Here is a 7,405-nt window from a genome sequence, read left to right on the forward strand (position 1 = left end):
AACAACTATAATTTCTCGCATGATCGCGTAGCAGATGGTGGTTTTGTAAGACTTAAATCTGTGACACTGAATTACCAGCTTCCTACACCATTGTTAAGCCGGATAGGATTAAAAGGCGGCTCATTGACGGCAACAGGAAACAATTTATGGCTTATTTATTCCGACCCGCGCTTACATGGCCAGGATCCGGAGTTTTATAATACCGGCGGTGTAGCCCTCCCGGTAAATAAACAAGTCACCTTTTCGCTGAGAGTAAGCCTTTAATTCAAAAAGTATTAATTATGAAAAAACTACTGATATATACAGGCATCATCACCGGCATGCTGGCCCTGCCAGGATGTAAAAAATACCTGGAAACCCTTCCGGATAACAGGACTGTGATCACTACGCCGGAACAGGTATCCCAGTTACTCACCACCGCTTATCCGCATGGCACCTACATGTTGTTCTGCGAAGCGCTGAGCGACAATGTGGAAGACAAAGGAAATAGTGGTATAGGCGTAGATCAGCAAACATTCCTGATCAATGCCCAAACTTTTAAGTACCAGGACCCGGAAGCCGTTACCACAGATTCTCCGGTAGCTTACTGGGATTCCTGCTATGCTGCTATTGCGGTTGCTAACCAGGCACTGACCTATTGCAACGGACCGGATGCCGCTAATTTTTCCGCACAGAAAGGAGAAGCACTGGTATGCAGAGCATACGCCCATTTCATGCTGGTAACCCTGTTTTCCAAAGCATACAATCCTGCCACCGCTGCCAGCGATCCAGGTATACCTTATATTACGGATGTCAGCAAAACTGTATTCGCAAAATATAACAGAGGTACCGTAGCCGATGATTATAAACAAATAGAAAGTGACCTGACCACCGGCCTGCCTTTGCTCCAGGATAAAATATATGGTGATGCTCCTAAGTTCCATTTCACCGCACAGGCAGCACATGCTTTTGCCGCCAGGTTTTATTTATTCAAAAGAGAATATGATAAAGTAGTGCTACATGCCACCGCTGTTTTTGGCAGCGCCAATCCGGCATCGCTGCTACGTAACCAGGTAACGTTCTTCCAAATGTCGTACGATGATATGGTGAACTACTACACCAATTCTTCCAATCCGGCCAACATTTTACTGCAGGAAGCACCCGGCTCAAAATACATGAACAACTATGCTTCCTATCGTTATGGATTGGGTACTGAACTGAACTATGAGCTTTTAAATGCGCCCAATGTAACCGACGGGTTTTATGCGATCAATGTATATGGCGCCAGTCCGCAGTATTTCAATATTCCAAAATTCACCAACAGCTTAAAAATACAACCGCTGTTGAGTATGGAAGAAGTGTTGATGAACAGGGCGGAAGCTAATATTCACTTAAAAAATTACTCCGCCGCTATTACAGATCTTAATACCTGGATCAGTAAAAATATTCGTGACTACATTCCTGCCGATAATAATTTAACCGTTGCTAAAATGATGGCATTTTATGGATTGCCCCAGGATGAATCCATGATCAACTCCGTGCTGGATCTGAAAAGAGTAAGTTATTTACAGGAAGGACTCCGATGGCTGGATATTAAAAGACTGGATATACCGGTAATACATACCGGCGCCAATAACTACAGCACCACATTGGTACCCGGCGATAAAAGACGACTGCTGCAATTGCCGGCGGAAGCTGTGAATGACGGCATGGCCCTGAATCCAAGATAAACAACATCCGGTTTAACCTTTCTAAAATGAACACCATGAAACTGCATATATTTCCCAACATCGTCCTGTTACTGTTGCTCGCAACAGGATGGAGCGCCTGTAAAAAGGAAACGGTACACCTGGACCAGATCCCGGTAGGATTGGGCGGCGACTCTACCGCCACCACATCCAGTGATGTATTTATTCATGATAGTCTTACTATCCCCTATAACATTGCCGTATACTATAAATGGCAACCGGGACAACTGGACTTTCCGTATGAAATTGTTCCGCCCAGAGAGGCACAGGTGGAACCGGCTCTGAGAGCGCTGCTAGCCATTGCATTTGCTCCGTACAACGATCAAACCGGTAGCACCGTTTTCTTAAGAAAATATCTTCCTAAAGTATTGAAATTAGCAGGTAGCGCGCAATACCAGAGCAATGGCTCCATGATTTTGGGCCAGGCAGAAGGTGGAACGTCTATGCTGCTGTATGAAATCAATAGTTTCAGCAGACTGGCAAAAGATTCGGCTATCCTGAAAGAAATGGGACATACCATGCACCATGAATTTGGGCATATCCTGAATCAGAATGTGGTATTCCCTGTTTCATTCAAACAGATTACACCTGCCTACACCGGTAACTGGTACAACATTGCCGATCAGGAAGCCAGGCAAAATGGTTTTATTTCCGCCTATGCAGAATCAGATCCGAGAGAAGATTTTGTAGAAATGGTGGCGACCATGTTAATAGGTGGCAGGAACGGACAATCCGGCTATGATGATTACGAAAAAATAATGGCGGAACAAACCGGCGGCCCCAACTCAGAATCTTATGCCCTACTCAGGGCAAAAGAAGCAATGGTAGTGGATTATTATGCCAGGGCATGGAAGATAGACTTCTACGCACTGCAAGCCAGATGCCGTCGCGCACTGACCGCCTATTTCCAATAATTGTATCATCTGAATTATTATTTATGAAAAAACTACTGATATATCTGCTTTGTATCACTGCCCTGTTCACAGGCTGTGACAAAAAATCGGATTTGAATATAGATGGTAAAACAACCGACCAGCGACTCGCAGAAGCCCTGGCCACTTACCAGCAAAAGCTCCTGGATGCGCCCTACGGATGGATACTTACTGAGTATACCAACGGAACAGCCGTCAACGGCGGCGTAACGCAGAACGGTCCAAAAGCCATCTTCTCCTACTATATGAAGTTTGATAAAGACGACCGGGTATCGATGATTTCAGACTTTAACCAGCTTACCGCCGCTACGTTCAATAGCTCCTCGTTTTTTATCAAGGCCACCCAGCGCCCTACGCTGATCTTTGATACCTACAGCTATATTCACAGGCCCTGCGATCCCGATCCTGCGGTATCCAACAGCCCTTTTGGCAGCGGCTTTGGCTGGGGTACCGACTTTGAATTTTCCTTTGCAGACAACGTGGATGCAGCCGATTTAGGAGATACCATTCACCTGAGAGGAAATCTGAATCAATGTAGTGCTACTTTGATAAAAGCGACGCAGGAAGAACAAACGACTTTCACCACCACTGGATTTGGCGCCTACAGCACTTTCAATAAAATCCTGACTTACTTCAAACAGGTAACCGGCGGTACCGAAACCGTTGAATTAACACCCGGCATAGGTGGACGAACTATTAATATTAAATCACCCAGTCATCCCGATCTGATCAACGTAGCGTACCAGTCTACCGCACATAACATTGTGCTGGAAACACCCATTACCCTGGGTGGACAAACCGTCACCAGTTTCAACGACCTGGTATGGAATGCAGGTACCGGTACCATTAGCACCAAAATCAATGGTACTACTGCCGGCACTATTTCACCAGCCATTGCTCCGCTGGTACCGGAAGCCGGCATCGCAGCTGCTTTCTATAATGAAGGCTTCACCAATCCATGGCTGGGTACCGCAGGCTTTCACGTAAATGGTGTGGATGATGCCTATAATATTCTGGGCCTAACATATCCCGGTGGCAACTACTACCGCTTTGTTTTCTATCCCGGGCTCGTAGATGGCGGTGGTGGAGACTTCTATGACGTGTTGTCTCCTTTCTTTCTGGGTCTCGACAATGGTTATCCTTACCTGTTTTCAGGCGGTGTTGCTTACACCTATGGGGATAGCAAAGGGCGACTGGTATTTCAAATGCTCGATGGCGGTGGTGGCGTCACAAACCCGTTCAGCCTCCGCGCTACCAATACCATCTTCAACAGAGGAAAAGTAGCCCCTCCTTATGTGGCCCCTTCTCCTGGTTTTTACATTGTACGTAAAGAAGATGGTACCTCTTACGACATGGTTACCGGCGGAGATGCCCTGGGATGGATGACCTGGAGCCACCAATAATTTTTAATTTAAAACAACCACCAATGAAAAAGATATGCTTCATAGCCGTTATTACCCTCCTGGGCACACATACCTTGCTGGCACAGCAAAGTACCACACGCCCTACAGAACAGGCAAAAACGGCGCTGCAAAAAACGATGGCCAATGCTGATTTCTCCGCTATCTTTCTGAAGAAAATAACGGTAACGGATACACAGAAACCACAGGTAAACAAAATCATCGCCGATTACCTGGGCGCCAAAAGAACTCTGGGCTTAGCCGCCCGGAAAAATCCGGCCATTTATCCACAACAGCAACCCGCATTGTTCAACACCTTTAAAACAAATCTCAGCGCCGTACTCAGCGCCGAACAAATGAATACCTTCCTTGCTTCCAAACCGGCAGCAGATGATAAAGGGAATTTATTACGCGCATTATTTTACTAAGAGAGATAAAAAAAACAGGAAAGCTATTGCAGACAACATTCCCTGCAATAGCTTTCCTGTTTTTGTAATGTTCCTGCTACTCCGCCTTCTTCCCCAATATCTCCACCCGATGCTGCTCCCCCCATTCCTTCATGGCCGTAATCACGCCGGACAAAGTTTTGCAATAGGGAGTCAACTCGTATTCTACTGTCACCGGCCGGGTATCACATACGGTACGACTGATCAGTTTATTCATTTCCAGCTCCTGCAATTCTTTCGAAAGCACCCGCGGAGAAATGTTAATTTCTTTCACCAACTCCCGGAAACGACGCTTGCCTCCTTTATATAATGTTAAAAGTATGAGCAGCTTCCATTTACCATTGATGGTTTCCAATGTATCCCGAACCGCCATACCGGCCGATTTACAAGCTTTTTCATCTAAATGATCCATAACAGTATCCTTTTTGTAACTGATTACACAAGACAAACATACATATTCCGGTATTATTTTCGCTGAACGGATGCGATCCGACGACGTACATGAAATTTCTTTGCCAGCTTCTTTCAGGGTTCCTGATTGCTTTCATACTTATTGCCGCCAATAAGCCACATCAGGCTTATGCTTACCTGCAACATGCTACCGATAGCATTCCTGCAGACACGGTGCATATTGACACCGTTCCTATACGCCTGTCGAAAGACTCCATGGATGCACCCATCCACTACAAAGCCAAAGACTCTATCGTGATGCAGATCCCTAAAAAGAAGATCCTGCTGTACGGTAGCGCCGATACCAAATATAAAGAAACCGGCATCACCGCAGAACGTATAGCGGTAGACCAGGAAACCGGTTTGGTGCTGGCCACCAAAATGATGGATACCACCGGTAAACCCTATGGCCGCCCGGTAATGACAGATCATGATCAGAGCTTCGACTCCGATACTATGCTGTTTAATATCAACACCCGCAAAGCAAAAATTTATAATACCCGCTCCGTATATGGAGAAGCCTTCATAGGCAGCGCACAGTCGAAACGAATGCCCGACAACACCATCTTCGGTTTTAAAAATACGTTTACCACCTGCGATCTCGACACGCCACATTTTCAGTTTCGTGCCCGCAAAATAAAAGTGATTCCCGACAAACTCGTGATTTCAGGACCCGCTAACCTGGAAATTGAGGGCATCCCCACTCCGCTGTTTATCCCCTTCGCGCTTTTCCCGCTTACACAAGGACAGCGCTCAGGGATACTACCACCACAGTACGTGGTGAACCAACAGAAAGGAATCGGGCTGGAAAACGGTGGCTACTATATAGGACTGGGAGATAATTTTGACCTCACCATGCGCGGAGATATTTACTCCTATGGCAGCTGGAGCATCACCGGCAGTCCCACTTACCGCAAACGATATAAATACAACGGAGGACTGAACCTCAGCTTCGCCAATACCCGCTTCGGCGATCCGGCCGTAAAATCAGAGTTCAGCACCTCCAAAGATTTCCGCATCACCTGGAATCACAGCATGGACAGCAAAGCCCGGCCGGGAGTGAATTTCGGGGCAGCCGTAAATTTTGGTACTTCTTCCTATAACAAGTATAACGTGTATGACTACAATACCCGTGTAAATAATAACATCGGCTCTTCTATCACGTTCTCTAAAACCTGGATAGGCAAACCATATAACCTGACCCTGGGGCTCAACCACTCACAAAACCTCAGTACCCGTGATGTATCAGTATCTTTCCCGGATGGTACCTTCACCGTCAATACCATCTATCCTTTCCAGCGCAAGGAAATGATCGGTAGCCCGAAATGGTTTGAGAAAATAGGCATTTCCTATAATACCGTGTTGCGCAACCAGGCCAATTTCAAAGATTCCCTGTTTGGTAAACAGGCCATGTTTGACGCCATGCAAACCGGTATGCAACACAATATCCCCATCTCTTTTTCTATACCGGTATTTAAAACTTTTACGTTGTCGCCGGGGATTAATTATACCGAATACTGGTATACCAAGAAGTTTATCCGCAAATGGGATGACAACAAATACAACCCGGGATTGATGACCAAAGGCGCCATCGACACCAGCTATCAGGCCGGCTTTTTCACGGCCCGCGATGTGAGCGCCAGCATGTCCTTGTCTACCGCCATGTACGGCATGTATACGTTCAGCAAAAATTCAAAAATAAAAGCCATCCGCCATGTGATGCGCCCTACACTGAGCGCCAGCTACCGCCCGGACCTGAACCCTAACCTCTATCACGAGTTACAATATAACAAGGAGGGAGATAAAACCATGGTATCCAATTTCGATGGCGCCATCATCGGCGTGCCTTCTCCCGGCGCTTTCGGCGGTTTAAACTTTGGGCTAGACAATAACCTGGAAATGAAAGTCTACTCAAAAAAGGATACTACGGGCAACCATGAACGAAAAATAAAATTACTGGATGGCTTTGGCATCAATGGCAGCTACAACCTCGTGGCAGATTCCTTTAAGTTATCCACATTCAGTTTATATGCCCGCACCAATTTGTTCGACAAACTAAACATCTCTGCCAGCGGCAACCTCGATCCTTATCAAACCGATGCCCGCGGTCGCCGCATTGATAAATACGTTTGGCAAAACGGGAAAATAAGTCTGGGCCGTTTAACCAACGCCAGTATTTCCATGAGCACCTCTTTCCAGTCGAAAGATAAAAAGAGCCAGGCCAAAGAGCAGAAAATAGATTCCATCGCCAACATTCAAAATGGGGATGCGGCCTTTGCCGCGCAACAGCGGCAACTAGCCATGGTACGCAGTAATCCGGGCGAGTACGTAGATTTTGATATTCCCTGGCGGATAGATCTTTCCTATAGCTTATCTTATACCAATACCATCATTCCCGATTCCGGTGGTGTGGTAAAACGTATCACCCAATACATTAGCTTCAACGGCGA

Annotated in this window: 7 protein-coding genes; 6 read left to right on the forward strand and 1 reads right to left on the reverse strand. The window is 46.4% G+C overall.

Features of this window, described 5'->3' with window-relative positions; genetic code table 11:
• The 5 genes from VIP81_RS04120 to VIP81_RS04140 all read left to right on the forward strand — a co-directional run.
• Positions 1-264 (forward strand): hypothetical protein (locus tag VIP81_RS04120; RefSeq protein WP_331957207.1); only part of this gene is annotated, 264 nt, incomplete at its 5' end.
• A 17-nt stretch (positions 265-281) separates the two neighbouring features.
• A complete protein-coding gene (locus VIP81_RS04125) occupies positions 282-1,709 on the forward strand; it encodes a RagB/SusD family nutrient uptake outer membrane protein (RefSeq protein WP_331957208.1) in 1,428 nt (475 codons plus the stop codon).
• A 35-nt stretch (positions 1,710-1,744) separates the two neighbouring features.
• The gene (locus tag VIP81_RS04130; RefSeq protein WP_331957209.1) at positions 1,745-2,641 is read left to right on the forward strand and encodes a substrate import-associated zinc metallohydrolase lipoprotein; all 897 of its coding nucleotides are present in this window, start codon (positions 1,745-1,747) and stop codon (positions 2,639-2,641) included.
• A gap of 23 nt (positions 2,642-2,664) precedes the next feature.
• A complete protein-coding gene (locus VIP81_RS04135; protein ID WP_331957210.1) occupies positions 2,665-4,062 on the forward strand; it encodes a DUF4302 domain-containing protein in 1,398 nt (465 codons plus the stop codon).
• 23 nt (positions 4,063-4,085) lie between these two features.
• Positions 4,086-4,487, forward strand: a complete 402-nt coding sequence (locus VIP81_RS04140) for a hypothetical protein (protein WP_331957211.1) — start codon at positions 4,086-4,088, stop codon at positions 4,485-4,487.
• Between the two features lie 76 nt (positions 4,488-4,563).
• Here the strand turns inward: VIP81_RS04140 and VIP81_RS04145 are convergent, their stop codons facing one another.
• Entirely contained in the window at positions 4,564-4,917 is a 354-nt protein-coding gene (locus tag VIP81_RS04145) for a helix-turn-helix domain-containing protein (RefSeq protein ID WP_331957212.1), read from the reverse strand.
• Between the two features lie 89 nt (positions 4,918-5,006).
• On the opposite strand from VIP81_RS04145, the gene VIP81_RS04150 reads away from it, so the two are divergent.
• The coding region (locus tag VIP81_RS04150) for a putative LPS assembly protein LptD (RefSeq protein ID WP_331957213.1) at positions 5,007-7,405 on the forward strand (2,399 nt) is incomplete at its 3' end.

This window comes from Chitinophaga sp., from assembly GCF_036566945.1.
In the GTDB taxonomy this organism is placed as follows: Bacteria; Bacteroidota; Bacteroidia; order Chitinophagales; family Chitinophagaceae; genus Chitinophaga.

Excerpts from the sequence above, each read along its gene's own strand:
- VIP81_RS04130 (WP_331957209.1), top strand. The coding sequence starts at position 1,745 with ATGAAACTGCATATATTTCCCAACATCGTCCTGTTACTGTTGCTCGCA.
- VIP81_RS04125 (WP_331957208.1), top strand. The coding sequence starts at position 282 with ATGAAAAAACTACTGATATATACAGGCATCATCACCGGCATGCTGGCC.
- VIP81_RS04135 (WP_331957210.1), top strand. The coding sequence starts at position 2,665 with ATGAAAAAACTACTGATATATCTGCTTTGTATCACTGCCCTGTTCACA.
- VIP81_RS04145 (WP_331957212.1), bottom strand. The coding sequence starts at position 4,917 with ATGGATCATTTAGATGAAAAAGCTTGTAAATCGGCCGGTATGGCGGTT.
- VIP81_RS04140 (WP_331957211.1), top strand. The coding sequence starts at position 4,086 with ATGAAAAAGATATGCTTCATAGCCGTTATTACCCTCCTGGGCACACAT.